Annotated in this window: 20 protein-coding genes and 5 tRNA genes; 17 read left to right on the top strand and 8 right to left on the bottom strand. The window is 60.3% G+C overall.

What is annotated here, in order from left to right:
* Both DBR18_RS20700 and DBR18_RS20695 read left to right on the top strand, forming a co-directional pair.
* The coding region (locus DBR18_RS20700) for a pirin family protein (protein ID WP_256588822.1) at positions 1–639 on the top strand (639 nt) is incomplete at its 5' end.
* Positions 640–1018: 379 nt separating this feature from the next.
* Positions 1019–2461 carry a mechanosensitive ion channel domain-containing protein gene (locus tag DBR18_RS20695; protein WP_108591701.1) on the top strand — a complete coding sequence of 481 codons (1443 nt, stop codon included), beginning with the start codon at positions 1019–1021 and terminating at the stop codon, positions 2459–2461.
* Between the two features lie 5 nt (positions 2462–2466).
* Here the strand turns inward: DBR18_RS20695 and DBR18_RS20690 are convergent, their stop codons facing one another.
* On the bottom strand, positions 2467–3051 hold the full coding sequence (locus tag DBR18_RS20690) for a GNAT family N-acetyltransferase (RefSeq protein WP_108591722.1): 585 nt from the start codon (positions 3049–3051) through the stop codon (positions 2467–2469).
* 118 nt (positions 3052–3169) lie between these two features.
* Between DBR18_RS20690 and xth the strand changes: the two genes are divergently transcribed.
* The 3 genes from xth to DBR18_RS20675 all read left to right on the top strand — a co-directional run bounded on the left by xth (position 3170) and on the right by DBR18_RS20675 (position 6658).
* The gene (xth, locus tag DBR18_RS20685; RefSeq protein WP_108591700.1) at positions 3170–3964 is read left to right on the top strand and encodes an exodeoxyribonuclease III; all 795 of its coding nucleotides are present in this window, start codon (positions 3170–3172) and stop codon (positions 3962–3964) included.
* 100 nt (positions 3965–4064) lie between these two features.
* Positions 4065–4892 carry an arylamine N-acetyltransferase gene (locus DBR18_RS20680; protein WP_108591699.1) on the top strand — a complete coding sequence of 276 codons (828 nt, stop codon included), beginning with the start codon at positions 4065–4067 and terminating at the stop codon, positions 4890–4892.
* A 242-nt stretch (positions 4893–5134) separates the two neighbouring features.
* Complete coding sequence (locus DBR18_RS20675; RefSeq protein ID WP_108591698.1) at positions 5135–6658, top strand: nucleobase:cation symporter-2 family protein; 1524 nt, start codon at positions 5135–5137, stop codon at positions 6656–6658.
* A 199-nt stretch (positions 6659–6857) separates the two neighbouring features.
* Here DBR18_RS20675 and DBR18_RS20670 read toward each other — a convergent pair.
* A tRNA-Asn gene (locus tag DBR18_RS20670) sits at positions 6858–6933 on the bottom strand.
* Positions 6934–7152: 219 nt separating this feature from the next.
* Between DBR18_RS20670 and DBR18_RS20665 the strand changes: the two genes are divergently transcribed.
* Positions 7153–7383, top strand: coding sequence for a hypothetical protein (locus tag DBR18_RS20665; RefSeq protein ID WP_108591697.1), 231 nt, complete (start codon positions 7153–7155; stop codon positions 7381–7383).
* Here DBR18_RS20665 and DBR18_RS20660 read toward each other — a convergent pair.
* Together DBR18_RS20660 and DBR18_RS20655 are read right to left on the bottom strand one after the other, a co-directional pair.
* Positions 7380–7580, bottom strand: a complete 201-nt coding sequence (locus DBR18_RS20660) for a hypothetical protein (RefSeq protein ID WP_108591696.1) — start codon at positions 7578–7580, stop codon at positions 7380–7382. The genes DBR18_RS20665 and DBR18_RS20660 overlap by 4 nt on opposite strands.
* Before the next feature lie 225 nt (positions 7581–7805).
* Complete coding sequence (locus tag DBR18_RS20655; protein ID WP_108591695.1) at positions 7806–9002, bottom strand: amino acid aminotransferase; 1197 nt, start codon at positions 9000–9002, stop codon at positions 7806–7808.
* Positions 9003–9339: 337 nt separating this feature from the next.
* Between DBR18_RS20655 and uvrB the strand changes: the two genes are divergently transcribed.
* Positions 9340–11355, top strand: coding sequence for an excinuclease ABC subunit UvrB (gene uvrB, locus DBR18_RS20650; protein WP_108591694.1), 2016 nt, complete (start codon positions 9340–9342; stop codon positions 11353–11355).
* A 114-nt stretch (positions 11356–11469) separates the two neighbouring features.
* On the opposite strand, the gene DBR18_RS20645 is transcribed toward uvrB, so the two are convergent.
* Positions 11470–12960, bottom strand: a complete 1491-nt coding sequence (locus DBR18_RS20645) for an MDR family MFS transporter (protein WP_177482413.1) — start codon at positions 12958–12960, stop codon at positions 11470–11472.
* 49 nt (positions 12961–13009) lie between these two features.
* Positions 13010–14059 (bottom strand): HlyD family secretion protein, encoded by a 1050-nt coding sequence (locus tag DBR18_RS20640; RefSeq protein ID WP_108591692.1) that lies wholly within the window; start codon positions 14057–14059, stop codon positions 13010–13012.
* 228 nt (positions 14060–14287) lie between these two features.
* Between DBR18_RS20640 and gltX the strand changes: the two genes are divergently transcribed.
* The 10 genes from gltX (at position 14288) to DBR18_RS20590 (ending at position 20300) form a co-directional block, all read left to right on the top strand.
* Positions 14288–15769: a glutamate--tRNA ligase gene (gene gltX / locus DBR18_RS20635; protein WP_003226448.1), complete on the top strand. Its 1482-nt coding sequence runs from the start codon at positions 14288–14290 to the stop codon at positions 15767–15769.
* A gap of 257 nt (positions 15770–16026) precedes the next feature.
* Positions 16027–16102: transfer RNA gene (locus DBR18_RS20630), tRNA-Ala, on the top strand.
* Positions 16103–16181: 79 nt separating this feature from the next.
* Positions 16182–16257, top strand: a tRNA-Glu gene (locus tag DBR18_RS20625).
* Positions 16258–16310: 53 nt separating this feature from the next.
* Positions 16311–16386, top strand: a tRNA-Ala gene (locus DBR18_RS20620).
* Positions 16387–16464: 78 nt separating this feature from the next.
* Positions 16465–16540 (top strand) — tRNA-Glu (locus DBR18_RS20615).
* Between the two features lie 182 nt (positions 16541–16722).
* A complete protein-coding gene (locus tag DBR18_RS20610; RefSeq protein ID WP_108591691.1) occupies positions 16723–17262 on the top strand; it encodes a TetR/AcrR family transcriptional regulator in 540 nt (179 codons plus the stop codon).
* 30 nt (positions 17263–17292) lie between these two features.
* Positions 17293–18126, top strand: a complete 834-nt coding sequence (locus DBR18_RS20605; protein WP_108591690.1) for an alpha/beta fold hydrolase — start codon at positions 17293–17295, stop codon at positions 18124–18126.
* A gap of 46 nt (positions 18127–18172) precedes the next feature.
* Positions 18173–18610 carry a thioesterase family protein gene (locus tag DBR18_RS20600; protein WP_041066021.1) on the top strand — a complete coding sequence of 146 codons (438 nt, stop codon included), beginning with the start codon at positions 18173–18175 and terminating at the stop codon, positions 18608–18610.
* Between the two features lie 165 nt (positions 18611–18775).
* A complete protein-coding gene (locus tag DBR18_RS20595; protein WP_108591689.1) occupies positions 18776–19735 on the top strand; it encodes a tRNA-dihydrouridine synthase in 960 nt (319 codons plus the stop codon).
* A 121-nt stretch (positions 19736–19856) separates the two neighbouring features.
* Complete coding sequence (locus DBR18_RS20590; RefSeq protein ID WP_007969230.1) at positions 19857–20300, top strand: Hsp20 family protein; 444 nt, start codon at positions 19857–19859, stop codon at positions 20298–20300.
* A 48-nt stretch (positions 20301–20348) separates the two neighbouring features.
* On the opposite strand, the gene DBR18_RS20585 is transcribed toward DBR18_RS20590, so the two are convergent.
* Together DBR18_RS20585 and DBR18_RS20580 are read right to left on the bottom strand one after the other, a co-directional pair.
* A complete protein-coding gene (locus DBR18_RS20585) occupies positions 20349–23627 on the bottom strand; it encodes a PAS domain S-box protein (RefSeq protein WP_108591688.1) in 3279 nt (1092 codons plus the stop codon).
* Between the two features lie 68 nt (positions 23628–23695).
* The gene (locus DBR18_RS20580) at positions 23696–24586 is read right to left on the bottom strand and encodes a LysR family transcriptional regulator (protein ID WP_108591687.1); all 891 of its coding nucleotides are present in this window, start codon (positions 24584–24586) and stop codon (positions 23696–23698) included.
* Between the last annotated feature and the right edge of the window lie 138 nt (positions 24587–24724).

Raw genomic sequence — 24724 nt, 5'->3', positions numbered from 1 at the left:
GTGCAGCACCGTGACTCCACCGGCAGCGGCGGCACCATCGGCCCGGGTGACGTGCAGTGGATGACCGCTGCGTCCGGCATCCTCCACGAAGAGTTTCACTCGGATGATTTCGCCAGAACCGGCGGCAAACTGGAGATGGTGCAGTTGTGGGTCAACCTGCCGGCCAAGGACAAAATGGCCGCGCCTGGCTACCAGACCATTCTCGACGGCGATATTCCGAATATCGCGTTGAAGGGCGACGCCGGCAGCCTGAGGTTGATCGCCGGTGAGTTCGAGGGGCATACAGGCCCGTCGCACACCTTCACACCGATCGACGTCTGGGACCTGCGGCTCAATGCCGGCAAGCTGCTGACGCTGGATCTGCACGAAGGGCGCAACACCGCGCTGGTGCTGTTGAAAGGGGCGGTGCGGGTCAACGGTGCGCAAACCGCGGGTGTCGGGCAGTTGGTGCTGTTTGAGCGCGACGGTCGTCAGATAACCCTTGAGGCCAGTGAAGACGCCGTGGTGCTCTTACTTAGCGGCGAGCCGATCGACGAACCGATCGTCGGCCACGGCCCGTTCGTGATGAACACCGAGCAGGAAATTCACCAGGCGTTCGCCGACTTCCAGTCCGGGCGTTTTGGCCAGATGCACGGGTAATTTGTCTGTGTGAGAGCGGGCTTGCCCGCGAAAGCGTACGGTCAGTCGATGCATAGTTGGCTGACCGACCGCCTTCGCGGGCAAGCCCGCTCCCACATTGGCCCTGCAGCGAGCCACAAATCCCGATCCAGACCCTGATCCCCTGTGGTAAATCAGAAATCCCGACCCAGACTCTGATCCCCTGTGGGAGCGGGCTTGCCCGCGAAAGCGAACTTACAGTCGAAGCATGTTTGACTGGTCCAACGCCTTGGCGGGCAGGCCCGCTCCCACACTGTTTTTGGGTGTTTTTGCGCGGGTGTTCTTCCTCTGAAATCAATTACTCCTACACTTGCCCAATCTGTGCGATCTTCTCGCGATTGGCCTCTGTCGGAGTTGTTTGATGCTGTCTCTGCTGACTGAACATCCGTTGTTCTGCGCGTTGATCCTGATCCTGCTCGATCTTGGATTGTGGCGTCTGATCAGTTCCCGGGGCAGCGAGTGGAAGCTGCTGGTGCGGGTGCTGATTTTCAGTCTGTTCAGCGTGCTGTTGTTCAACGAAGGGCTCAACCCGATGGAGCCCGCGCCGTGGGCCGACAACGTGCCGCTGCATCTGGCGGCGACCGGGTTGCAGATTGGCTGGTGGCTTTTCGGCGCGCGGACCCTGACGGTGCTGATCGGCGCGGTGATGATGCAGCGGGTCGGGCACACCGGGCGGCTGTTGCAGGACCTGCTGGGGGCGGTGATCTTTCTGATCGCGATCATTGCCGCACTGGCCTATGTGCTCGATCTGCCGGTCAAAGGCGTGCTGGCGACGTCCGGCGCCTTGGCGATCATTGTCGGTCTGGCGTTGCAGAGTACCCTGAGTGACGTGTTCTCCGGGATCGTGCTCAACACCACCAAGCCGTATCAGATCGACGACTGGATCTCCATCGACGGCACCGAAGGTCGGGTCATCGACATTGACTGGCGCGCCACCCGGCTGCAGACCAGCCAGGGCAGCATGGCGGTGATTCCCAACTCGCTGGCAGCCAAGGCCAAGATCATCAACTTCAGCCGACCGAGCAATATGTTCGGCCTGGCCGTCAGCGTGCAGGTCAGTCCGCACGCGCGGCCGACCACGGTGCTCGATGCCCTGGAACGGGCGATGCAGGGTTGCCGGCCGCTGCTGGACAATCCGGCGCCGAGCGTTGCGCTGAAAAGCTCAAGCAGCGCCGGCGTGGAATACGAGATCAGTGGTTTTGTCTCGTCGATGGACCAGAAGCGTTCAGTGCGCAATCAACTGTTTGACCTGGCCTATCGGCATTTGCAGGCGTCCGGCGTCAATTTGCTGTCGAGCGTCGAGACCAACGCGCCGAGCGGTTTGTCCCGGCCCCGCGCGCTGCTCGACAGCTCACCGATTTTCTCGACGCTGCGCCAAGAAGAAAAAGATACCTTCAGCCAGAACATGGCGCTGCAGACCTTCCGCGCCGGCGAGACGATTCTCGACGCCGGTGAGGTCAGCGACCATCTGTTCATCATCGAGTCCGGCGTGGTCACGGTGACCCTGACCCGGCACGGCGCACCGTTCGAGTCCGGGCGCATGGGCCCTGGTGAAGTGATTGGCGAGGCGGGCATTCTTTCCGATTCTTCGGTGCCCGCCACGTTCGCCGCAAAGACCTTCTGCGCGCTGTACCGCATCGAGAAGACCTACCTCAAGCCGTGCCTCGACGCCCGTCACGACATCAACGAAGCGATGAAGGCATTGCTCGATTACCGTCTGCACAAGGCCCAGAGCCTGACTCAGGACGTGCCGGTGGTGGAATCGAAAAAGGGCTTTTTGCAGTGGCTGCGCAATCGCGTCTGAGCGAATCAGTGTGGATGAACGCCAAGTTTGCGTTCCAGATGAAGGCGTACCTGCGGCCACTCGTCATCGATGATGCTGAACCGCACCGAGTTGCGCTTGCGACCGTCGGGCATGATCCGTTCGTGGCGCACGATTCCTTCCTGTTGTGCGCCAAGACGCAGGATCGCGTTGCGCGATTTCTGGTTGTTTTCGTCGGTGGTGAACTGCACTCGCACGCAGTCGAGTACTTCGAAGGCGTGACGCAGCATCAGGTACTTGGCTTCGGTGTTGACGAAGCTTTTTTGCCAGCGCGCCGAAATCCAGCTGCTGCCGATCTCCAGCTTGCGATTGAGCGGATCGATTTTCCAGAAGCGGGTCGAACCGATCACTTCGCCACTGGCCTTCAACACGATGACAAACGGCATGACCGTACCGGCCTCACGGCCATCGATGGCTTTTTTCAGGTAACTGTCGAGGGTGGTCGCTGACGGCACCACGGTCACGGTGAGGTTCCACAGCTCGCCATCGGCGGCGGCTTCGAGCAGGGCCTGGGCGTCACTGTATTGCAAGGGGCGCAGGATAATGCCGCGGCCTTCCAGTTCGATTTGCATGCGCGATTCCCGGTGGTTCTGGAAAGTGCCCATTACGCCGCAGCCTGCAGATCCGATGCAACCACCTTGCGGGAGGCAAGGTCACAATTTCTACACTCGGCGGCGAGAACCATGAGCGATGAAAAATCTGCGAATTGCCACTTTCAACGTCAACGGTCTGCGCGCGCGGCTGCCGAACCTGCTGGAATGGCTCAAGCGCGAACAACCGGACATCGCCTGCCTGCAAGAGCTCAAGTCGGTGGACACGGCGTTTCCCGCTGCTGAGCTGGAGGCCGCCGGCTACGGTGCAATCTGGCAAGGTCAGGCGTCCTGGAACGGCGTGGCGATTCTCGCCCGTGATGCGCAGCCGCTGGAAAGCCGACGCGGATTGCCGGGCGATCCCGATGACAAGCACAGCCGATATATTGAAGCCGCCGTGCATGGCGTGCTGGTCGGTTGCCTGTATCTGCCCAACGGCAATCCACAACCCGGCCCGAAGTTTGACTACAAACTGGCCTGGTTCGAACGCCTGATCGGTTATGCCAGGGATTTGCAGGCCAGTGATCATCCGGTGGTCCTGGCCGGCGACTACAACGTGGTGCCCACCGACATGGACATCTACAACACCCGGTCCTGGCTCAAGGACGCCTTGCTTCAGCCGCAAAGTCGCGAGTGTTACCAACGGCTGCTGGATCAAGGCTGGGTCGACTCATTGCGCCACCTTTATCCCGAGGATCGGCTTTATACGTTCTGGGATTATTTCCGACAACACTGGCAGACCAACTCCGGTCTGCGCATCGATCATCTGCTGCTCAATCCGGCGCTCAGTCCGTACCTCCATGAAGCCGGTGTAGACGCATGGGTGCGTAACGAACCGCACGCCAGTGACCATGCACCGACGTGGATTCGCATCGGTTCGCGCAAGCGCCGGTAGTTTCGATTGGCGAAATCAATTGTCGAAGTCCCGGGGCAATCCCGTATACATGTCGGCCATCGGCGCAGCGATCCGCGGCCACATGCAAAAGGACTGAGCAATGAGCGAGCCACGCCTGGCGAATCCGGCGTTGTACCTGCAACGCCTGGGGTTCGATGCCCCACCGGCACCCACGCTGGAAACCCTGCGGCAATTGCAATTGCGCCACACCGGGGTTTTTCCCTTCGAGAACCTGTCGACGATCACTGGCGCACCGGTGCTGATCGATCTGGCATCAGTCGAGCAAAAAGTCCTCCAGAGTGACCGGGGTGGCTACTGCTATGAATTGAACAATCTGTTTCTGGCGCTGCTGCTGGAGCTGGGCTTCGACGCCCGTGGCATTTCGGGGCGGGTGGTGCTGGCGCAGCCCGAAGGCGCATGGACGGCACGCACCCATCGGCTGAGCCTGGTGATCATCGATGGCGAGCGCTACATCACCGACGTCGGTTTTGGCGGCATGGTGCCGACCGCGCCGCTGCTGCTCGACACCGAGGCTGAACAGCCGACGCCGCACGAGTCCTATCGCATCGAGAAACAGGCCGACGGCTACATGTTGCGTGCCAATGTCGCGGGGGAGTGGCGCGCAATGTACCTGTTTGATCTGCAGCGCCAGGAAGACATCGATTACACCCTCGGCAACTGGTATGTCTCGACCCATCCCGAGTCACCGTTCGCCAAGCGCCTGATGGTTGCGCGTACCGGCGATGGCTGGCGCCGCACGCTGAACAACGCAAGTTTCGCGATTCATCGCATGGGCGCCGACAGCGAGCGGCGCGAAGTGGCGGATGTCGATGAGCTGATTGCGCTGCTGGAGCAGGAGTTCAATCTGCGCCTGCCTGACCAGCCGCATGTGCGCCAGTCGCTGGGGCGGATGATTCTGCCAGCCTGACCATGCGACGCGGGTCTAATTGAGCGCCGCTGGTCGCCATGAGCACTATCAGCCTAGTGAGATAAAAACCGGGGGACAGGAGGGGGTGTGTTCCCGGATTTGTGGGAGATGGAGGTGGCGAGATAGAAGCTTGGGTGGCTACCTATCCATTATGTGACTGATAAGTTGTATACAACTCTATGGACATTTGTCCCGAGTATTGAATACAGTGTGCGCATAACAAAAACCAGGGAACCCCCCACATGAAAACGCCCCATGTTTCACACCAACGGCCCGAGGACGAAAATCTCGGGGTCGGCGCGAATATGGCTTACGGCCTGCAACATGTTCTGACGATGTATGGCGGTATCGTTGCGGTGCCATTGATCATCGGTCAGGCTGCCGGGCTGTCGCCGGCGGACATTGGTTTGTTGATTGCTGCTTCATTGTTTGCGGGGGGGCTGGCGACACTGCTGCAAACCCTGGGCCTACCGTTTTTTGGCTGTCAGTTGCCGCTGGTGCAGGGCGTGTCGTTCTCCGGTGTGGCGACCATGGTCGCGATCGTCAGCAGTGGCGGGGAGGGCGGCTTTCAGTCGGTACTCGGCGCGGTGATTGCCGCGTCGTTGATCGGCTTGCTGATCACACCGGTGTTCTCGCGAATCACCAAGTTCTTCCCACCGCTGGTGACCGGCATTGTGATCACTACCATCGGCCTGACGCTGATGCCGGTGGCCGCACGCTGGGCCATGGGCGGCAACAGCCACGCGCCGGACTTCGGCAGCATGCAGAACATCGGTCTGGCGGCGGTGACGCTGGTGCTGGTGCTGCTGCTGAGCAAGGTCGGCAGTTCGACCATCTCACGTCTGTCGATCCTGTTGGCCATGGTGATCGGCACGATTGTCGCGGTGTTCCTCGGCATGGCCGATTTCTCTGGTGTCGCTCAAGGGCCGATGTTCGGCTTCCCGACACCGTTCCACTTCGGCATGCCGACCTTCCACTTCGCCGCGATCCTGTCGATGTGCATCGTGGTCATGGTGACATTGGTGGAAACCTCGGCGGACATTCTGGCGGTCGGTGAGATCATCGGCACCAAAGTCGATTCCAAGCGTCTGGGCAACGGTCTGCGCGCCGACATGCTGTCGAGCATGTTTGCGCCGATCTTCGGTTCGTTCACCCAAAGTGCCTTCGCCCAGAACGTCGGCCTGGTGGCGGTGACCGGGATCAAGAGCCGTTACGTGGTGGCCACCGGCGGTATCTTCCTGGTGATTCTCGGCTTGCTGCCGTTCATGGGCCGGGTGATTGCCGCAGTGCCGACCTCGGTGCTGGGCGGTGCCGGTATCGTGCTGTTCGGGACGGTGGCGGCGAGCGGGATTCGCACGCTGTCGAAGGTCGATTATCGCAACAACGTCAACCTGATCATCGTCGCGACCTCGATCGGCTTCGGCATGATCCCGATTGCCGCGCCGAATTTCTATGATCATTTCCCGAGCTGGTTCGCGACCATTTTCCACTCGGGCATCAGTTCGTCGGCGATCATGGCGATTGTGCTGAACCTGGCCTTCAACCACTTCACTGCCGGCAACTCGGACCAGCAGTCGGTGTTTGCGGCGGCGGAAGAACGCACCCTGCGTTATCGCGATCTGGCTGCGCTGCGTGAGGGCGATTACTTCAGCGACGGCAAGCTGCATGATTGCGATGGCAATGAAGTGCCGGTGATCGAGCCTGATGAGCACGATCATGGGCATGGGGCGCCTAAGCCCCAGGTGAAGAGCAGCGAACACGTTTGATCGCTGACTGGATGAAAAAGGCCGAACTACCGTTCGGCCTTTTTATTGGAAAATCAAAAGATCGCAGCCTTCGGCAGCTCCTACATTTGGAATGCGTTTCCCTGTAGGAGCTGCCGAAGGCTGCGATCTTTTGATCTTTGATTTTTTCGAGCGCCCACAAAAAAGCCCCTGAATCTTTCGATTCAGGGGCTTTGCTATTTGGCTCCACAACCTGGACTCGAACCAGGGACCCAATGATTAACAGTCATTTGCTCTACCAACTGAGCTATTGCGGAATTGGTGCGTATGTTACTGATTCAAAAAGAGAAGTCAAGCGCCGGATGTAAATTTTCCGGTTTGGGCAGGACGGACGGTGATTTGTCAGTGATTAGCGATTACCAGAACCGCCTCACAGGTCTACCATGGCTGCCCGGAAGTGGTCACACGCGCTGCCGGCCATTCGCCGCAAAGGTACGCGCCATGAAGCATTCAATCCGCAACAACGAGGTGTTCGCATGAGCATCGCGCCAATCAGCCTGCCCAAAGGGGTAGGGCCGCACGCCGAGAAACTCTTCGACGCAATCACTCAGGCCAGCACCGTTGAAGAGCTCAATCGCGCTGGCGGCAAAGCCGAAGGCTTCGTCCTCGGCCTGGAAAGCACCAAGGCAATCAAAAGCCAGGTCGCCGAATCGCTGTACGTCGCTTATGACGATGCTGCCAGTCAGCGAGCGACTGAACTGGCTTAACCGCCGAAGGTGAGGGTGCCGAGCATCAGTTTTGCGTAAGCCGCCGTGGCGGCCAGTTGCACCAGCCACAGCGCCAGGCCGCCGAGAAACACCCCGGCTGCGACTTGCAGCACCAGGCTTTTGTCGCGTTTGGCCGGGGCACGGGGGATGAAGTCATCCAGGTCGTCTCGGTCGGCACGCAGGTTGTCGTTTTTCATTTGGGTTCTCACAAAATTCCTGGATAAACACAAAACTCTGTAGGCCTTCGCCTGCTCGCGATAGCGTCTTGTCAGCCGAAGCATCATTGCTTGACCCACCGCTATCGCGAGCAGGCTCACTCCTACAGGTTGATTTGTGTGCAGTCTAGAGGGTGTGGACATCATTCCGGGACAAATAAAAAACGGGAAGCCCCAAGGCTTCCCGTTTTTCATGACAAAGCGAAATCAGATGACCTGAACGATCGCATCCGTCACCACTTTGATGTTGCTCTGGTTCAGCGCAGCCACGCAGATGCGGCCGGTGTCCAGGGCGTAGATGCCGAACTCGTTGCGCAGGCGATGCACCTGTTCAGTGGTCAGGCCGGAGTAGGAGAACATGCCGCGCTGACGACCGACGAAGCTGAAGTCACGCTGCGGGGCTTTCTCGGCCAGCAGGGCCACCATCTGCTCGCGCATGCCGCGAATGCGCAGACGCATTTCTGCCAGTTCGGCTTCCCACTGGGCGCGCAGCTCCGGGCTGTTCAACACAGCGGCGACGATGCTTGCACCGTGGGTTGGCGGGTTGGAGTAGTTGGTGCGGATCACACGCTTGACCTGCGACAGCACGCGCGCGCTTTCTTCTTTCGATTCGCTGACGATCGACAGGGCGCCCACGCGCTCGCCGTACAGCGAGAACGACTTGGAGAACGAGCTCGAGACGAAGAAGGTCAGGCCCGATTCCGCGAACAGACGCACAGCCGCAGCGTCTTCATCGATGCCGTCGCCGAAACCCTGGTAAGCCATGTCGAGGAACGGCACGTGACCTTTGGCCTTGACCACGTCCAGCACGTTTTTCCAGTCGGCCGGGGTCAGGTCGACGCCGGTCGGGTTGTGGCAGCAGGCGTGCAGCACAACGATCGAGCCGTTCGGCAGGGCGTTGAGGTCGTCGAGCATGCCGGCACGATTCACGTCGTGGGTGGCGGCGTCGTAGTAACGGTAGTTCTGCACCGGGAAACCAGCGGTTTCGAACAGCGCGCGGTGGTTTTCCCAGCTCGGGTCGCTGATCGCCACGACGGCGTTCGGCAGCAGTTGCTTGAGGAAGTCGGCACCGATTTTCAGGGCGCCGGTCCCGCCGACGGCCTGAGTAGTGACGATGCGACCGGCAGCAATCAGCGGCGAGTCGTTACCGAACAGCAGCTTTTGCACCGCCTGGTCGTAGGCCGCGATGCCGTCGATCGGCAGGTAGCCACGGGAAGCGTGCTGAGCAGCGCGAATGGTTTCGGCTTCGATCACGGCGCGCAGCAGGGGAATTCGCCCCTCTTCGTTGCAGTAAACACCTACACCCAGGTTGACCTTGGTGGTCCGGGTATCGGCGTTGAATGCTTCGTTGAGGCCCAGGATTGGATCGCGGGGTGCCATTTCGACAGCGGAGAACAGGCTCATTATTACGGCGGCTCTGAATGGAGAGTGGAGGGACGTGTCGCGCTCCAGCCGAATGCACTAGAGCGGTGCACAAACGGGGAGCTAGTATAGAGGCCATCACCGAGCAATGGCGACAGGCGATTCAGCTTTTCAAGCAAGTTTTTCCGATTATTTCTTGACCGTTAGTCGATTGACTCTGTCAGAGACTTTACCGGATGTAGGACGTTTGCCTTGAAAGCCGAGGCAATCGGCTCCACATTGAGCACAATCTTCGTTTTTCCTTGGGCGACAACGGTCGTTTGCGGTCATCCCCGCGGTTCGGCTGTTTTCTGCGCGAGCCGCGATCCCAGAGGTGTGTATGTCCGAATTCCAGCTAGTCACCCGCTTCGAGCCTGCCGGCGATCAGCCAGAAGCGATTCGCCAATTGGTCGAGGGCATCGAAGCCGGGCTGGCGCACCAGACGCTGCTCGGTGTGACCGGCTCGGGCAAGACCTTCAGCATCGCCAATGTCATCTCGCAGGTACAGCGCCCGACGCTGGTGCTGGCGCCGAACAAGACCCTCGCCGCGCAGCTGTATGGCGAGTTCAAGGCGTTCTTCCCGAACAACGCCGTCGAATACTTCGTTTCCTATTACGACTACTACCAGCCCGAAGCCTATGTGCCGTCGTCCGACACCTTCATCGAGAAGGACGCGTCGATCAACGACCACATCGAGCAGATGCGCCTTTCCGCGACCAAGGCGTTGCTCGAGCGCAAGGACGCGATCATCGTTACCACGGTGTCGTGCATCTACGGTCTGGGCAGCCCGGAAACCTATCTGAAGATGGTGCTGCACGTCGATCGCGGCGACAAACTCGATCAACGCGCCTTGCTACGGCGTCTGGCCGATCTGCAATACACCCGCAACGACATGGATTTTGCCCGCGCGACGTTCCGCGTGCGCGGCGACGTGATCGACATCTTCCCGGCGGAATCCGATCTGGAAGCGATCCGCATCGAGCTGTTCGACGACGAGGTGGAGAGCATTTCCGCGTTCGATCCGCTGACCGGCGAAGTCATCCGCAAGATGCCGCGCTTCACCTTCTACCCGAAGAGTCACTACGTGACGCCGCGCGAGACCCTGCTCGACGCCATCGAACACATCAAAGTCGAATTGCAGGAACGCCTCGAATACCTGCGCAGCAGCAATAAACTGGTGGAAGCCCAGCGTCTGGAGCAGCGCACCCGTTTCGACCTGGAGATGATCCTCGAGCTGGGTTATTGCAACGGCATCGAAAACTACTCCCGCTACTTGTCCGGGCGTCCGGCCGGTGCCGCGCCGCCGACGCTGTATGACTATCTGCCGGCCGATGCCTTGCTGGTGATCGACGAATCACACGTCAGCGTGCCGCAAGTCGGCGCGATGTATAAGGGCGACCGTTCGCGTAAAGAAACTCTGGTGGAATACGGCTTCCGTCTGCCATCGGCACTGGACAACCGGCCAATGCGTTTTGACGAGTGGGAAGGGGTTAGCCCGCAGACCATTTTCGTCTCGGCGACGCCGGGCAACTACGAGGCCGAGCATGCCGGTCGCGTGGTTGAGCAAGTGGTGCGTCCGACCGGTCTGGTCGACCCGCAGGTTGAAGTGCGTCCGGCGCTGACTCAGGTCGATGACTTGCTCTCGGAAATCACCAAGCGTGTGGCGCTCGAAGAGCGAGTGCTGGTCACCACGCTGACCAAGCGCATGGCCGAAGACCTCACCGATTACCTCGCCGACCACGGCGTGCGCGTGCGTTATCTGCACTCGGACATTGATACTGTCGAGCGGGTCGAGATCATTCGCGACCTGCGCTTGGGCACCTTTGATGTGCTGGTGGGGATCAACCTGCTGCGCGAAGGTCTGGACATGCCGGAAGTGTCGCTGGTGGCGATTCTCGACGCCGACAAGGAAGGCTTCCTGCGCTCCGAGCGCTCGCTGATCCAGACCATCGGCCGGGCCGCGCGGAACCTCAATGGCCGGGCGATTCTCTACGCCGACCGCATCACCGGTTCGATGGAGCGGGCGATTGGTGAGACCGAGCGCCGTCGCGACAAGCAGATCGCCTTCAACCTGGAAAACGGCATCACCCCCAAAGGCGTGTTCAAGGACGTCGCCGACATCATGGAAGGCGCCACCGTGCCCGGCTCGCGCAGCAAGAAGCGCAAGGGCATGGCCAAGGCCGCCGAAGAAAGCGCCAAGTATGAAGCCGAACTGCGCTCGCCGAGCGAAATCACCAAACGCATTCGCGCGCTGGAAGAGAAGATGTACCAGTTGGCGCGGGATCTGGAGTTCGAAGCGGCGGCGCAGATGCGCGATGAGATTGCCAAGTTGCGCGATCGACTTTTGGCGGTTTGAAACCTGACGCTGAACCTGTAGGAGCTGCCGAAGGCTGCGATCTTTTGATCTTGTTTTTGCAATCAAAAGCAAAAGATCGCAGCCTTCGGCAGCTCCTACAGGGTGGTGTTCGGATTAGTGGGCTTCCCCAGCCTTCAAACCCTCCGGCAATTTCTTGGTCAGCAATATCGCCAGCATGCTGATCCCCAGCGCAATCCCGACAAAGTGAAACGCATCGTTGTAAGCCATGATCAACGCCTGCTGATGGACGATCTCGCTCAACTTGCCCAGCGCCGCCGTATCGCTGCCAAACCGGTCCGTCATCGACGTCAGGCGTTCGGCCACTTGCGGATTGGTCGGCACGACCGCTTCACGCAAATAATCGAAGTAGGTCTTGGTCCGTGCATCCAATAGCGTGGCGAGCAGGGCGATACCGATCGCGCCGCCAAGGTTGCGCAGGATGTTGAACAGGCTCGACGCCGACCCCGCGTCCTGCGGCAGGATGTACGCCGTGGCGATCAGCGAAATGGTCACCATGATCAGCGGCTGGCCCAGCGCCCGGATGATCTGGATCTGATTGAACTGCGGCCCGGCGAAATCCGGGTTGAGCACCCCCGACGAAAAACTCGCCAGCCCGAACAGCCCGAAGCCCAGCGTGCACAGCCACTTCGGCGAGACGAATTTCATCAGCTTGGGCACCAGCGGAATCAGGAACAGCTGCGGCACGCCCATCCACATGATCACTTCGCCGATCTGCAGGGCGTTGTAGTTCTGGATCTGCGCCAGGTACAGCGGCAGCAGATAGATTGAGCCATACAGCCCGACGCCCATGCCGAGGCTGGAAATGCTCGACAAACCGAAATTGCGATTGCGCAGGATGCCGAGGTTGATCAGCGGGTTGGGTTTGGAAATCTGCACGATGACGAAGGTGATCAGGCTGAGCAGGGCAATGCTGCCCAGGGTGACGATCAGGTTCGATTCGAGCCAGTCCTTGCGATGGCCTTCTTCAAGAAACACCTGCAGGCAACCGAGGCCGACACCCAGCGTGAGAATCCCGGTGTAGTCGGTGCTTTTCAGCAGTTCCCAGTGCGCTTCCTTCTTCTCCAGCCCGTACATCAGCCCGGCGATCATGATCAGCCCCGGCGGAATGTTGATGTAGAAGATGTATTCCCAGCCCCAGTTTTCCGTGAGCCAGCCGCCGAGGGTCGGGCCGATGGACGGGGCGAAGGTCGCGGTCATGGCGAACATCGCCATGCCCTTGGCGCGGTGGTGTTCGGGGAGTTTGATCAGGGTCAGGGTGAACGCCAGCGGAATCAGCGCGCCGCCGGTGAAGCCTTGCATGGCACGAAAGACGATCATGCTTTCGAGGCTCCAGGCCATCGAACACAGCAAGGACGAAATCAGAAAGCCCAGCGACACCCACACCGCCAGGCGCCGCGCCGAGAGCAGCTGCACCAGCCATGCGGTCAGCGGGATCATGATGATTTCCGCGACCAGATAGGAGGTGGAAATCCACGAGCCTTCTTCCAGCGTCGCCGACAGTGCGCCCTGAATGTCCTTGAGCGAGGAGTTGGTGATCTGGATGTCGAGCACCGCCATGAAGGCGCCGAGCATCACGCTCATCACCGCGATCCAGTCCCGCCGGGTCGGTTCGCCGACCGGGCGGATCAGCGAATCACCGGCCATTGTCTGGGGCGTCTTTGATGTTCACGGTGGCGGTGACCGACATGCCCGGGCGAATTTTGCCGTGCAGCGGGTTGTCGGCCTTGAAGGTGAGTTTCACCGGAATCCGCTGCACGACTTTGGTGAAGTTGCCGGTGGCGTTGTCCGGCGGCAGCAGGCTGAACTGCGCACCGGAGGCGGCGAACAGGCTGTCGACCCGCGCTTCGATCGGCGTGTCGCTGTAGGCATCGAAGGTCAGCTCGGCTTTCTGTCCGGGCTGCATGTGGCCGATCTGGGTTTCCTTGAAGTTGGCCTGCACCCAGATGTCTTCATCCGGGACGATCGACAGCAGATACGCGCCGGCCTGCACCACTTGGCCATTGCGTGCGGCGCGCTGGCCGACCAGGCCGCTGATCGGTGCGTGGATTTCGCTGCGGGTCAGATTGAGTTCAGCCTGGGCGAGGTCGGCGCGGGCGTTGGCGATTTGCGCGTCGAGGCGCTTGATCTCGGCCGTCAGTGCGTTGACTTGCTGACGCTGGCTCTGTGCGTCGGCCTGGGCTTTGGCCACTTGCGAGCGGGCAATGTGCGCGTCAGCGGAGAGGGTGGTCACCCGTTCTTCGGAAACGTAACCGGGTTTGCGCAAGGTCTCTGCCCGCGACAAATCCATCTGCGAACGGCCAAGCGTGGCCTGGGTAGTCGCCACTTGCGCGTCGCTGGCGGCGATCAGGCTTGATTGCTGAGTCAATTTGCTTTGTGCCTGCAAACGCTCGGCTTCGCGGGTGGCGAGGGCGGCATTGGCGCGATCCACGGCCAGACGGAAATCATTGGGTTCAAGGCGTACCAGCAACTGACCTTTTTCCACGTGCTGGTTGTCCTGTACCAGCACGTCGTCGATGCGTGCGCTCAACTGGCTCGATACACGAGTGATTTCGCCCTGGACATAGGCGTTGTCAGTGCTTTCATAAAAGCGGCCCTTGAAAAACCAATGGGCGAAGAAGCCCCCGGCAATCAACAGAACCAGCAGCAGGAAAATGAACAGGCGACGCTTGAGTTGGGCAGGCATGGGCAAACTGTAGTCGAGGAATTGTAAGGAAAGTTATCAGGAGGCGAATCTGTCACGAAGCCGATAAACGGTAAATGCCATCGGCTGATATTCGGCCATTCACCACGCTCTATGGGCGTTCCAGCCGCAAACTTGGCTTAAATGCCCTGCCCGCTGGAGCGGGGCGGGTGTCGCCTGTTACCATTCGCCGCTTGATTGTTTTGCTTTTCATTCTTTTCGAGACATGCCATGACCACCGTCCGCACTCGCATCGCGCCATCGCCTACCGGGGATCCCCACGTAGGTACTGCTTACATCGCATTGTTCAACTACTGCTTTGCCAAGCAGCATGGCGGTGAGTTCATCCTGCGCATCGAAGACACCGACCAGTTGCGTTCGACCCGCGAGTCGGAACAGCAGATCTTCGACGCCCTGCGCTGGCTGGGTATCGACTGGAGCGAAGGCCCGGACGTCGGCGGCCCGCACGGCCCGTACCGGCAGAGCGAGCGCGGCGATATCTATCAGAAGTATTGCCAGCAACTGGTCGACATGGGCCACGCGTTCCCGTGCTTCTGCACCGCAGAAGAGCTGGACCAGATGCGCGCCGAGCAGATGGCGCGCGGCGAAACCCCGCGTTACGACGGCCGCGCGCTGTTGCTGTCCAAGGAAGAAGTCGCGGCCCGTCTGGCCGCCGGCGAACCGCACGTGATCCGCATGAAAGTGCCGACCGAAGGCGTCTGCGTGGTGCCGGACATGCTGCGTGGCGATGTCGAGATCCCGTGGGATCGCATGGACATGCAAGTGCTGATGAAGACCGACGGCCTGCCGACGTACTTCCTTGCCAACGTGGTCGACGACCACCTGATGGGCATCACCCACGTGCTGCGCGGCGAAGAATGGCTGCCATCGGCGCCGAAACTGATCCTGCTCTACGAATACTTCGGCTGGGAACAACCGGAGCTGTGCTACATGCCGCTGCTGCGTAACCCGGACAAGAGCAAGCTGTCCAAGCGCAAGAACCCGACCTCGGTGACCTTCTACGAGCGCATGGGCTTCATGCCTGAAGCGATGCTCAACTACCTGGGCCGCATGGGCTGGTCGATGCCGGACGAGCGCGAGAAGTTCTCGCTGCAGGAAATGGTCGACAACTTCGACCTCAAGCGTGTGTCCCTCGGCGGGCCGATCTTCGACATCGAGAAGCTGTCGTGGCTCAACGGCCAGTGGCTGCGCGATCTGCCGGTGGAAGAGTTCGCCGCGCGTGTGCAGAAGTGGGCGTTCAATTCCGAATACATGATGAAGATTGCGCCGCTGGTACAGGGCCGCGTTGAAACCTTCAGCCAGGTTGCACCGCTGGGTGGCTTCTTCTTTGCCGGTGGCGTGAACCCGGATGCCAAGCTGTTCGAATCGAAAAAACTGTCGGGCGATCAGGTGCGTCAGTTGATGCAATTGATCCTGTGGAAGCTGGAAAGCCTGCGTCAGTGGGAGAAGGACAGCATCACCGCGACGATTCAGGCGGTGGTCGAATCCCTTGAGCTGAAGCTGCGCGATGCGATGCCGCTGATGTTTGCCGCGATCACCGGGCAGGCCAGTTCGGTGTCGGTACTCGATGCGATGGAAATCCTCGGCCCGGACCTGACCCGTTTCCGTCTGCGCCAGGCGATCGACCTGCTGGGCGGCGTGTCGAAGAAAGAAAACAAAGAGTGGGAAAAGCTGCTGGGCGCTATCGCCTAAGCACTTGTGATTCCCTGTAGGAGCTGGCGCAGCCTGCGATCTTTTGCCGTTGTTCTTAAGAAGCAAGAGCAAAAGATCGCAGCCTGCGCCAGCTCCTACAGGTCGCGGTGTGCGAAAACCTCCCGGATTTTCGGGGGGAGGGCGGTAAGTGATTGTAATGCCGACAAAAAATTTTGAAATTTTTCAAAAATAAGTTTGACAGGCTTTCGATACGCCCTTAAGATTCGCCCCGTCCTCAGCGATGACATCAACGATGAGGGGCTATAGCTCAGCTGGGAGAGCGCTTGCATGGCATGCAAGAGGTCGACGGTTCGATCCCGTCTAGCTCCACCAATTTACACTTCGCAGCCTGGCCACACCGGCTTCGAAGCGATCAGTACTCAGCACTGATCAGTTGTATAGAAGGGTTTGCGTCCCCTTCGTCTAGTGGCCTAGGACACCGCCCTTTCACGGCGGTAACAGGGGTTCGAGTCCCCTAGGGGACGCCAGTTTTACAGAAGTGATGTTGCAAGATGTCACTCCGCCGCGAGGCGAAAAATCCGGGGCTATAGCTCAGCTGGGAGAGCGCCTGCATGGCATGCAGGAGGTCAGCGGTTCGATCCCGCTTAGCTCCACCAATTTACACTTCAAGGTCTGGCCACACGGGCCTTGAAGCGATCAGCACTCAGCACTGATCAGTTGTATAGAAGGTTTGTGTCCCCTTCGTCTAGTGGCCTAGGACACCGCCCTTTCACGGCGGTAACAGGGGTTCGAGTCCCCTAGGGGACGCCACGATTACCCGCACTGCGGGATTTTATAAGGGTCATTCAATTATTGAATGGCCCTTTTGTTTATCTGGCGTTTGGCCAAATCTCCTTTTTCCTTACACTGTGCTTCAGACCAGCGGTCATATCCTCGACTTGCAGAATATTATTATGCGAATAATATTCTAGTCGTAATATTCGGAGGCAACGATGAACGATAAAAAAGCTCAAACCCGCGAACGCATCCTCAAGGCTGCCAGCGCCGCACTGATTCAGCGTGGCCCGGCAGATCCCAGCGTGGGCGAAGTGATGGGCGCCGCCGGCCTGACCGTCGGTGGTTTCTATGCGCACTTCGAAAGCAAGGACGCAATGATGCTGGAGGCGTTCAAGCAATTGCTCGGCCGTCGGCGTGATCTGATTGCCGACATGGACTCCGAGCTGACCGGTGAAGAACGTCGTGCGCTGGTGGCTGCGTTTTACCTGTCGCGCAAACACCGGGATTCCAGTGAGTCGGCGTGTCCGATCCCGGCATCCATCGGCGAGCTGGGGCGTTTGCCGGAGTCGTTCCGTCTTGCCCTGAACGAACACCTGGAACTGATGATCGCGCAGTTGGCGTCCAGCCCCGAGGACACCGACAAAGCGTTGGCCGATGTGGCTTTGATGGTAGGTGGTCTGGCGCTGGCAAGAGCGCTGGGCCCTGGCGATTTATCCGATCGATTGCTGCGCGCCGCCAAGTCGGCGGTGCGTTGACCTGAAGGCAACAGGCCTTGGGAGAGAGCGATGAACACGTTGAAGTGGGTTCGTGGCGTTAATGGCACCTTGGGCTGGATTGCACCAAAGCAGGTAGCGAGCAAAATGCGCACAGCGTTCATGACGCCGCGCTCGCTGCCGCTGCGTGATTGGGAGTTGCCGCTGCTGGCGAGTTCCGAACGGATCACCCTGCGTTTTGGCCTGTCGGCGCTGCGCTGGGGGCAGGGACCTGCGGTGCTGCTCATGCACGGCTGGGAGGGGCGGCCTACTCAATTTGCGGCGTTGATCACCGCACTCGTCGAGGCCGGTTACACCGTTGTTGCGCTCGATGGCCCGGCCCATGGTCGTTCGCCGGGGCGAGAAGCCAACGTTGTCCTGTTCGCTCGCGCCATGCTTGAGGCCGCCGCCGAACTGCCGCCGTTGCAAGCCGTCATCGGTCACTCCATGGGCGGCGCCAGTGCCATGCTTGCGGTGCAACTGGGCCTGCGCACCGAAACCCTGGTCAGCATCGCTGCCCCGGCGCGAATTCTCGGCGTGCTACGCGGTTTCGCCCGTTACGTCGGCATGCCGCCGAGGGCGCGTTCAGCGTTCATTCGACAGGTCGAGCAGGACGTTGGCATGCGCGCCGCGACCCTCGATGTCGCGCACTATCAACTGGATATGCCGGGCCTGATCGTGCATGCCGAGGACGATAACTTCGTCTCGGTCAAAGAGTCGCAATTGATTCACGAGTCATGGTTCGACAGCCGTCTGCTGCGCCTGGAAAGCGGCGGCCACCAGCGCGTGCTGGCCGACCCTCGGGTGGTTGATGGCGTGTTATCACTGTTGGCGGGGCGCAGCCTTCAAGCGCGGCAATCGGCCTGACATCCGTTACACTGCCCCGGTTGAATAATCTGACCGGGAGTGGGGCATGGGCTGGGATCGGGCAACGCCGTTCACCATTGATCTGCAAGTAGGCGCCGAGGACATCGACGGGCTGGGCCACGCGAACAACGCGGTGTACGTGACCTGGCTCGAACGCTGCGCCTGGCGCCACTCGCAGCGGCTGGGGCTGGATCTGGTCGAGTACAGGCGCCTGGATAGGGCGATGGCCGTGGTGCGTCACGAAATCGATTATCTGGCGGCGGCCTACGAAGGTGATGAGCTGCAACTGGCGACCTGGATCGTCGATTGGGATCAGCGCCTGAAAATGACCCGGCACTTCCAGCTGATCCGCCCGAGCGACAACGCCACCCTGCTGCGCGCCCAGACCACTTTCGTCTGTATCGAACTGTCCAGCGGCAAGCCCAAGCGCATGCCGGCGGAGTTCATCGAGGGTTATGGCCCGGCAATCCAGTCCCCAGCCTGACCCGATCCCTGTAGGAGCTGCCGCAGGCTGCGATCTTTTGACTTTGATTTTTAAAGATCACAATCAAAAGATCGCAGCCTTCGGCAGCTCCTACAAGGGATCTGCGGATTTGCGCGATATCCAGTAAACTGCCGCACGTTTTTTCTTCCTGAGTAATGTTTCCCCATGCAAATTGCCCTGGCGCCCATGGAGGGGTTGGTCGACGACATCCTGCGCGACGTGCTGACCCGCGTTGGCGGCATCGACTGGTGCGTGACCGAGTTCATCCGGATCAACGATCAGTTGCTCACCCCGGCCTACTTCCACAAGTTCGGCCCGGAGCTGCTCAACGGCGCCCGCACCCGTGCCGGCGTGCCGCTGCGCGTGCAATTGCTCGGCTCTGATCCGGTGTGCCTGGCGGAAAACGCTGCACTGGCCTGCGAGCTCGGCTCGCAAGTCATCGACCTGAACTTCGGCTGCCCGGCCAAAACCGTCAACAAATCCCGGGGCGGGGCGGTGCTGCTCAAGGAGCCGGAGCTGCTCAACACTATCGTCGAGCATGTGCGCCGCGCCGTGCCGGCACACATCCCGGTCACCGCGAAAATGCGCCTGGGTTTCGACAGCCCGGACGGCTCGCTGGTCTGCGCCACCGCGCTGGCCGAGGGCGGCGCCGAGCACATCGTGGTGCATGCCCGGACCAAGGTCGATGGCTACAAGCCGCCGGCGCATTGGGAGTGGATCCCGCGGGTGCAGGACGTGGTCAAGGTGCCGGTGTTCGCCAACGGTGATATCTGGAGCGTCGAAGACTGGCGCCGTTGCCGCGAGATCAGCGGCGTCGAAGACATCATGCTCGGACGCGGTCTGGTGTCACGCCCGGATCTGGCCAAACAGATCGCTGCCGCACGGGCCGGTGAAGAAGTGGTCGAGATGACCTGGAGCGAGCTGCTGCCGCTGATTCAGGACTTCTGGCTGCAAGCCAAGGCGCAGATGACCGCACGCCAGTCGCCGGGCCGTTTGAAGCAATGGCTGGCGATGCTGACGCGCAATTATCCCGAAGCCACCGAGCTGTTTACCGTGCTGCGTCGCGAGACAGAGCCGGATCAGGTCTCGCGTTTACTCGGCTTGCCGGTCGCCGAAGCAGCCTGAAAAAAATCTGCAAATACTCTCTTGAAATCATTTTGGCGGTCCCTATTTAAGGGTTACGCGATGCCGAATTCGGGTCGCGGAGACACAAAAACTTGCTGATTGTTTTCAGGAGATTTGAACCATGAGTACTGCATTTTCCCTGGCACCACTGTTCCGTTCCTCGGTGGGTTTCGACCGTTTCAACGACCTGTTCGAAACCGCTTTGCGCAACGAGCCAGGCAGCACCTACCCACCCTACAACGTGGAAAAACACGGTGACGATCAATACCGCATCGTCGTAGCGGCCGCCGGTTTCCAGGAAGAAGACCTGGAGCTGCAAGTCGAGAAGGGTGTGCTGACCATCAGTGGCGGCAAGCGTGATGCCAACGAAGGCGTGACCTTCCTGCATCAAGGCATTGCCCAGCGGGCTTTCAAGCTGTCCTTCCGCCTGGCCGATCACATCGAGATCAAGGCCGCCGATCTGAGCAACGGTCTGCTGAGCATCGACCTGTTGCGGGTGATCCCGGAAGAAGCGAAAGCCAAGCGCATCCCGATCAACGGGGCGCAGAAGCCGGTTCTGCAATAAAACCGCGCAAGAAAAAAGGGCGCCACTGGCGCCCTTTTTTTGTGCCCGTCATTCGAGCATCTTTTTCAGCTCCTCCAGTGCCACCGGCCGACTGTGCAGGTAACCCTGATACAAATGGCAACCCAGCCCCTGCAGGAACGCCAGTTGTTCCGGCGTCTCGACGCCTTCGGCAATCACCTCCAGTTCCAAGCTGCGGGCCATGGCGACGATAGCGCGGATGATCTCGGCGTCGTTGGGGTCGGTGGTTGCGTCGCGGATGAACGACTGGTCGATTTTCAGGGTGTCCACCGGCAGGCGCTTGAGGTAGGTCAGTGATGAATAGCCGGTGCCAAAGTCGTCCATGGCGAAGCTCACGCCGAGTTTTTTCAGGCGGCGCATTTTGATGATGGTGTCATCCAGGTTCTGGATCACGATGCCTTCGGTGATCTCCAGTTTCAGCAGCGAGCAGGGCAGTCCGTGGCTGGTCATGCTGTGTTCGATGCGTTCGACGAAGTCGTTCTGGCGGAACTGCCGTGGGCTGATGTTCACGCACAGGCTGAAATTGAACGGGTCGACCAGTTTCAGGGCGATCAGTTGTTTGAACGCCTCGCAGGCCTCGTCGAGGATCCAGGTGCCGACTTCCAGAATCAAGCCGCTGTCTTCTAACACCTTGATGAACTCAGTGGGCGATTGCGCGCCGAGTTCCGGGTGATTCCAGCGCACCAGCGCTTCGGCACCGATGATGCGGTTGTCCTGCGCATCCACCTGCGGTTGGTAATGCACGTTGAATTCGCCACGGGACAGGGCCAGACGCAGGTCGGTTTCCATGCGCAGCCGTTCGCTGGCCGCTTTCTGCATGGTGTTGTGGTACATCTGCGTGGTGTTGCGCCCGGAATCCTTGGCTCGATACAGCGCAATGTCGGCGCGCTTGAGCAGGTCGGTCGGGGTCGAACCGTGATCGGGAATCAGTGCCACGCCAATGCTCGGTGTCACTTGCAGGCGCTGGCCGTCGAGGAACATCGGCTCCGAGAGCAATTCGCGAATGGTGTCCGCCAGCTCGCGCACTTGCACGCTGACCTCGTTGCGCGTGCCTTCCAGGCCGCTGAGCAGTACCACGAACTCATCGCCACCCAGGCGCGCAACGGTGTCTTCCATGCGCACGCTGGCTTCGAGCCGCGCGGTGATGATTTTCAGCACCGTGTCGCCGACCGGGTGGCCCAGCGAGTCGTTGATGTGCTTGAAGTGGTCGAGGTCGAGAAACAGCAGCGCGCCACGCAGGTTATGACGTTTGAGCAGGGCGATCTGCTGGCTCAGGCGATCCATCAGCAGCGCGCGGTTGGGCAGGTTGGTCAGCGGGTCGTGATAGGCCAGGTGACGGATCTGCGCTTCGGCATTTTTCAGCAGGCTGACATCGCGAGCCGTCAACAGCAGGCACGCCATTTCGTTGAGGGTGATCGGTTCGACTGACACCTCCACCGTCAGCAATTCGCCGCGCTTGTTGCGCCCAAGCATTTCCTGATGGTGTACGCGGCCCTTGATCTGCAGTTCGGCGAGCAGCGCCGAGCGTTGTTTTTCCTCAGCCCAGATGCCGATCTGGTACACGGTTTTGCCCACCACTTCGTCGGCCCGGTAACCGGTGAGGCGGCAGAAACCGTCGTTGACCTCCAGATAACGCCCGGTGTCGCGCTCGGTAATCGTGATTGCGTCGGGACTTGAGTGAAACGCCTTGGCGAATTTCTCCTCGCTGGCCTTGAGTGCGGCCTCGGAGCGCTGTTGTTGGGTGATGTCGCGCAGGGTGGTGACGATGCACGGCTGATTGCCGACGCTGATCTGCCGGCTGGAAATCACGCAGGTCAGCGACTGGCCGTCCTTGTGCTGAACGATGATCGCCACATTGCTCAGGCCCTGTTCGCGGATCACCCGCTCGATGCGTTGCAGGCTCTTTGCCGAAGCGTCCCACAGCCCGATGTCTTCAGCGGTGCGGCCGATCACGTCGGCGGCGCTCCAGCCGAAGGTCTGGGTGAAGCTGTTGTTGATTTCGATGAACTCGCCGCTGTCCTGACGGGTAACGCAGATCGGGTCCGGGCTGACCTGGAACAGCGTGGCGAATTTCTCTTCCGACGCTACCAGGCGTTGCTCGCGCTCGACCTGATCGGTGATGTCCAGCAGGGTCCCGGCCATGCGCAACGGCGCGCCGTTTTCGTCGCGGTAGAGGCGGGCGCGGCTTTCCAGATAACGCGAACTGCCATCCGCCAGCTGCACGCGATAAGTCAGTTGATAGTTGCCGGCCGGGCCTTCGCGCAGACTGCGGTAGGCGTCGCGCATGCTGTCGCGTTCTTCGCCGGGCACGCCTTCGAAGAATTCCTCGAATGACTCGTGAAACGGGATCGGTTCCAGCCCATGCAATTGAGCCGCCCGCGCCGAGCCGTAAAGCATGCCGCTGGGGATGTGCCAGTCCCAGGTGCCGAGCTGCGCCGAGTCCAGCGCCAGATCGAGACGTTCCTGGCTGTCTTTCAAGGCGTGTTCGGCGGCTTTGCGTTCGGTGGTATCGAGAAACGTGCTCAGCAGATACGGCTGGCCTTCGAGTTCGACCTTTTGCGCACTGAGGATGCCGTCATGAATCTGCCCGTTGCTGGCGCGAAACTGCACTTCCATGCTGATCAGCTCGCCCTTGGCCTTGGTCTTTTTCACCAGTTCTGCGCGTTGCTCGGGGTGTACCCACAGGCCCAGTTCCAGTGTGGTGCGGCCAATGGCGCTCTGTACCGGCCAGCCGAACAGGCTTTCGAAATACTGGTTGGCTTCGCTGATCAGGCCGTCTTCCTGGCGGGTCAGCAGCACCATGTTCGGGCACAGGTGAAAGAGTGTGGCGAAACGTTTCTCGGAGCTGCTGAGGGCCTGTTCGCGCTGACGCTGGTGGGTGATTTCGCGAATCACCCCGATCATTCGGGGGCGGCCGTGTTTGTCCGGCAGCAGGCTGCCGCTGATCTCCAGCCAGTGCAGGCTGCCGTCGGGCCATCGGATGCGGTGGTGCATCGCCTGTTCCAGCGGCGCGCCGGCAATCACTGCGTGGAAGGCGCGCACGGTTTTAGCCCGGTCCTCGGGGGGCAGCAGGTCGAGGTATTCCAGGTCTTGGGGTAACGGTTGCCGTGGATCGAAGCCAAATAGCGCCTGAGTGCCCCGCGACCAGCTGATCTGCCCGCGCTCGATGTCCCAATACCAGGCGCCGAGCCGGGCGCCGTTGAGTGCGGCGAGCAATTGCGGCGCACTCTCCCAGCTCTGCTCGGAACGTCGCGGATCAATGGCCTGAATACGCGGCATCGGCGGAATTCGGTCAACAGATTTCGGCATTGTTAACGGGCCTTGAGCTGATGGTGGCGTTAGGCACAGGGACAGCGGCTCTATAGGAGTAGCACAAGTTAGCCTGGAGTCCCTGGCAGATCGATTTGCGCATCCAGCAAGGCCATGAAAGCCCTTGCCGCATTCGACAGCGTCCGTTCGGTGTGCACGATATAGCCTAGCTGGCGACTGAGCTGTATGCCCGGCAAAGGTACGCGCGCCACCTGTTCATCGAGCATGGTGCGTGGCAGAACACTCCAGGCCAGGCCAATGGACACCATCATCTTGATGGTTTCCAGGTAGTTGGTGCTCATGGCGATGTTCGGCGTCAGCCCTTGGGCTTCGAACAAACGTTGGACAATATGATGAGTAAAGGTGTTGCCTCCGGGAAAAACCGCCGGATGGCCGGCAATGTCCGCCAGGCTCACGGCGCCATTGCTGATCAGCGAATGCTCCGGTGCCACCACGAAATCCAGCGGGTCGTCCCACACCGGCGTGGCTTTGACCAGCGTGTGCGGCTCCGGGGCCAGGGTGATTACCGCCAGTTCGGCGCGGCCATGGAGAATTTCCTCGTAGGCCACTTCCGAATCGAGGAACTGAATATCCAGCGCCACCTGTGGGTAACGACGGGTGAACTCCCTTAACAGCGGCGGCAAACGGTGCAGGCCGATGTGGTGACTGGTGGCCAGGGTCAGCCGGCCGCTGACTTCGCCAGTCAGGTTGGTCAGGGCGCGGCGGGTGTCGTCCAGTACGTTGAGAATCTGGTAGGCCCGGGGCAGCAGGGCGCGCCCGGCCTCGGTCAGACCGACCTCGCGGCCCAGTCGATCGAACAGTCGCACCTTCAACTGTTGCTCCAGCCCGGCGATGCGCTTGCTGATCGCCGGTTGTGTCAGGTGCAGGCGTTCCCCGGCGCCGGAGAAGCTGCCGGTCTCGGCGATGGCGATAAAAGCGTTGAGGTTGGCCAGATCCATGAATCGTATTCCAGTTGGTTATCCAAAGCATAAAAAATATGAATTTGAGTTATTTAATCTAACCCCATAGGATCGGCCTCACAAGCCAAAGGGTTATTGATAAGCCCAGGGCATAGAAACAAGCTGATGAGGAACCGT

The organism is Pseudomonas sp. HMWF021 (genome assembly GCF_003061005.1).
Taxonomy (GTDB): Bacteria; Pseudomonadota; Gammaproteobacteria; order Pseudomonadales; family Pseudomonadaceae; genus Aquipseudomonas.
The sequence above is the reverse complement of the archived record's forward strand: the minus strand, read 5'-3'. Positions and strand labels throughout refer to the sequence as shown.

Bases quoted from the DNA above. Each gene is read 5' to 3' on its own strand.
- DBR18_RS20655 (WP_108591695.1), bottom strand. From the start codon at position 9,002: ATGAGCCTGTTCTCCGCTGTCGAAATGGCACCCCGCGATCCAATCCTG.
- DBR18_RS20610 (WP_108591691.1), top strand. From the start codon at position 16,723: ATGAACGATAAAAAAGCTCAAACCCGCGAACGCATCCTCAAGGCTGCC.
- DBR18_RS20665 (WP_108591697.1), top strand. From the start codon at position 7,153: ATGAGCATCGCGCCAATCAGCCTGCCCAAAGGGGTAGGGCCGCACGCC.
- DBR18_RS20595 (WP_108591689.1), top strand. From the start codon at position 18,776: ATGCAAATTGCCCTGGCGCCCATGGAGGGGTTGGTCGACGACATCCTG.
- gltX (WP_003226448.1), top strand. From the start codon at position 14,288: ATGACCACCGTCCGCACTCGCATCGCGCCATCGCCTACCGGGGATCCC.
- DBR18_RS20600 (WP_041066021.1), top strand. From the start codon at position 18,173: ATGGGCTGGGATCGGGCAACGCCGTTCACCATTGATCTGCAAGTAGGC.
- uvrB (WP_108591694.1), top strand. From the start codon at position 9,340: ATGTCCGAATTCCAGCTAGTCACCCGCTTCGAGCCTGCCGGCGATCAG.
- DBR18_RS20590 (WP_007969230.1), top strand. From the start codon at position 19,857: ATGAGTACTGCATTTTCCCTGGCACCACTGTTCCGTTCCTCGGTGGGT.
- DBR18_RS20695 (WP_108591701.1), top strand. From the start codon at position 1,019: ATGCTGTCTCTGCTGACTGAACATCCGTTGTTCTGCGCGTTGATCCTG.
- DBR18_RS20585 (WP_108591688.1), bottom strand. From the start codon at position 23,627: ATGCCGAAATCTGTTGACCGAATTCCGCCGATGCCGCGTATTCAGGCC.
- DBR18_RS20690 (WP_108591722.1), bottom strand. From the start codon at position 3,051: ATGCAAATCGAACTGGAAGGCCGCGGCATTATCCTGCGCCCCTTGCAA.
- DBR18_RS20660 (WP_108591696.1), bottom strand. From the start codon at position 7,580: ATGAAAAACGACAACCTGCGTGCCGACCGAGACGACCTGGATGACTTC.
- xth (WP_108591700.1), top strand. From the start codon at position 3,170: ATGAAAAATCTGCGAATTGCCACTTTCAACGTCAACGGTCTGCGCGCG.
- DBR18_RS20580 (WP_108591687.1), bottom strand. From the start codon at position 24,586: ATGGATCTGGCCAACCTCAACGCTTTTATCGCCATCGCCGAGACCGGC.
- DBR18_RS20605 (WP_108591690.1), top strand. From the start codon at position 17,293: ATGAACACGTTGAAGTGGGTTCGTGGCGTTAATGGCACCTTGGGCTGG.
- DBR18_RS20680 (WP_108591699.1), top strand. From the start codon at position 4,065: ATGAGCGAGCCACGCCTGGCGAATCCGGCGTTGTACCTGCAACGCCTG.
- DBR18_RS20640 (WP_108591692.1), bottom strand. From the start codon at position 14,059: ATGCCTGCCCAACTCAAGCGTCGCCTGTTCATTTTCCTGCTGCTGGTT.
- DBR18_RS20675 (WP_108591698.1), top strand. From the start codon at position 5,135: ATGAAAACGCCCCATGTTTCACACCAACGGCCCGAGGACGAAAATCTC.